General features: G+C 59.1%; 3 protein-coding genes. All 3 read right to left on the reverse strand.

Annotated elements, in window-relative coordinates; all coding sequences use genetic code 11:
- Positions 1-21: 21 nt before the first annotated feature.
- On the reverse strand, positions 22-612 hold the full coding sequence (locus ABX749_RS28290) for a YdeI family protein (protein WP_372898981.1): 591 nt from the start codon (positions 610-612) through the stop codon (positions 22-24).
- Positions 613-616: 4 nt separating this feature from the next.
- Positions 617-1,801 (reverse strand): hypothetical protein, encoded by a 1,185-nt coding sequence (locus tag ABX749_RS28295; RefSeq protein WP_372898982.1) that lies wholly within the window; start codon positions 1,799-1,801, stop codon positions 617-619.
- Positions 1,802-1,892: 91 nt separating this feature from the next.
- Positions 1,893-2,850 (reverse strand): sulfatase-like hydrolase/transferase (locus tag ABX749_RS28300; protein WP_372898983.1); only part of this gene is annotated, 958 nt, incomplete at its 5' end.

Here is a 2,850-nt window from a genome sequence, read left to right on the forward strand (position 1 = left end):
AATCCTGTCAGCTTTCGCGAATTAGCGGTACTTGTCGTTGAGCCCCTGTCCTTGGGTGATCATCGGCAAGATCTTCGCGATGCGTGATGCTTTCGTCGCGTCGCGTTTGGCGTCGGCGATGTAGTCGGCGTACTCACGCTGTTTGCCCGGTGGCAACGCGTCGAAGGCGGCTCGCGCGGCTTGGTCGTCGTCGAACGCGGTCTGCAACTCCGGTGGAATCATCAGCGGTCGCCCGCGGACGGGTTTGATCTCGTGCCCGGCAAGCTGCAGTTGGATCGCCTCCTTGACGTAGGCCTTGATGGTGCGAGGTTTGATCTGCTGCTTGGTCTGGAACCGCCACTGACGCATGGCTTTCGTTTTGCCGTCTTGAGCATTCATCAAGACGCCGGCCGGATCCGTTAGCAAGCCGCCTTGGAAGAACCACAACCCGAAATAGGATTTGAACGCGCCGATCCCGACCACATTCTTTCCCTGGAAGGTGTAGCAGGGCGCGCCCCACTTCACCGTCTCGTCGAGTTCGGTCGACAGCAAGATCTCGCGAAGTCGTTTCAATTCATCTTGCCAGTTCTCAGACCCGGCGATGAAGTCATCGACGGTCTTGAAGCGTTTCATGTCGCTACTTCTTTTTCTTTCGCGGTGGTGCCTGCGGCAATTTGGCGTCGGGGCCGTAAAGGTTGGGATACTTCTCGGCAAGTTGCGCTTTCAGTTCGGGACGATTGGCCAGCGCGCCCATGCGTCGGCGAGCGTTGTTGGCGTCATCCACTCCCGCCAGCGGAGCCGAAGCGGGCATGACGCGTGAGTCCCAACCGGCCAGGTCCGCCGGTTTGACGCCTTCGTAATAAAACGCGCCGTTGGAATACGGGGTCGGTGCGTAGGGGCCGACGAGGCTGACGTCCAGGTTCGGTTTGATGGCGTCCTCCATGCCGCACGCCCAAAGGCAAGCGTTGACGAAAAATCGACGCCCGTCTTCGCTGAGCAGATCTTCCGAGGCGCCGAAGGAGGCGTAGACGACACGGGCGTCCTGCTTTGTTCCCGAGGGAGCGGTATACCAATCGCGCGCCCAGCCGGCGTTGACCAACGGCTTTTCGGTGTTGATGTCATCGCTGGGACCGAACGTATTGAGTACTTGAACTTCCAGCAGCGGGACGGCATCGGCGGGCGGGTGCGACTTGTAAGCGCCGGAGTAGGCGTGGATCTGCTCGACGCCCCTCAAGATGGGATGGTCCGCCGCGCCGGCCGCCGGTGTGATGCGGCTGCCCATTTGATGGTTGGTTCCATAATGGCTTTGCCCACGTTCCTTCTCCCAGGTGTTTCCAAAGACCTGTTCTCCCAGGCCGCCGTGATAGTCATCGCCGGAATAGTTGAAGTTCAGTTTCGCCCATTTCCCTTTCTGGCCGTTGAAGCAATGCGTCGAGGTCCGCACCCCGACGACCGGTCCGCCGCGTTCAAAGTAATCGACCAGCAGATCCGCTTGTTGGTCGGGCAGGTTCATGAACCGCGTGAAAAAGAACAGCATGTCGGCGTCCTTGAGTGCTTCCATGCCGGGCACGGATCGGGCACCCGGCTTGATCGCCCCCTGGTCATCCACGCCGAACAGAACCGTGCAGCGGAATCCGTGGTGTTTGGCCAACGTCTTTGCCAGCGCCGGACACGTCTGCTCCGAACGATACTCGTGGTCGTTGGCGATAAACACAAGGTGCTTGCCTTTGCCGATCCCCTCGGTGCCTTCATAGACGAGCGATTCGGCCATCGTCGGGGAGACGGCCAGCAAAGTGACGAGTGATAAGATCCAAGCTTTCATCGGTGATGTCGCTCCAGTGAGTGGATTGTAAAAGGGGAATGCTGTATTGAACGTTGACAGGTTGCACTTTTCAAATCCTGAGGCTGACCAATCACGATCGCTTCTTGTTTGGGGCTGAGCGTTGACCGCCGCTGGACTTGCCGAAATCGGGATTCAGCTTGGTCGGGATGACCGCCTGGGTGTCTTCCTGCCATTGCCGAAGCTCTTCCAACATCTGAGTCGCTTTTGCGGGCTCGGACTTGGAAAGGTCGTTTTGCTCGCCGAGATCGGAACGGAGATTGTAAAGCTGGACCGAATCGTCCTCGAAGAACTGGATCAATTTCCAGTCGCCGCGACGGATCACGCTGCACGGCGTCGCCCGCCAAACCATCTGCTCCGTTCCGAAGACCGGGATGACCTGGTTGTAGCCGGCACCGGACAGGTACAGCGGATAGTGCCAGAAAATGTTGCGTTCGGGAAGGGATCGACCCGACAGGAGTGGCACCCAGGATCTGCCATCGACGCTCTGGCTGGTGGGCAGTTTCGCACCGGCCAACTCCGCGAACGTCGGCATCAAATCGACACCCGTGATCGGCGTGTCGCACGTGCTGCCCGGTTTGACCACGCCGGGCCAACTGACGCAAGCCGGAACGCGTATCCCGCCTTCGTAAAATGCGCCCTTGGCCCCCTTGAGCGGTTCACACCAGGTGACCCCGGAAGCACCGCCATTGTCGGACGTGAACATGAACACTGTGTTTTCGGTCAGCCCCTGTTGTTGAAGCTTCTCGCGGACACGGCCGACGCTGGTGTCGACCGCTTCGATCATCGCCGCATAGGTCGGGTTCCACTTGCGATCCCAATCGCGACTTTCCAGCTTCTTTTTGTATTTCGCGACAACTTCTTTGCGTGCCCGGATCGGCGAATGCACGTCCCAATGGCAAAGGTAAATGAAGAACGGGTTCGAGCGATTTTGGTCGATGAACTCGCAGGCGGCATCGGTCAGGTTTTCGGCGACGTCGATGTTGCCGTAGAATTTTTGGCCAAGCCCGGCGCCCAACCCATTGGTGTCG

It is taken from the genome of Stieleria sp. (assembly GCF_041595215.1).
Taxonomy (GTDB): domain Bacteria; phylum Planctomycetota; class Planctomycetia; order Pirellulales; family Pirellulaceae; genus Stieleria; species Stieleria magnilauensis.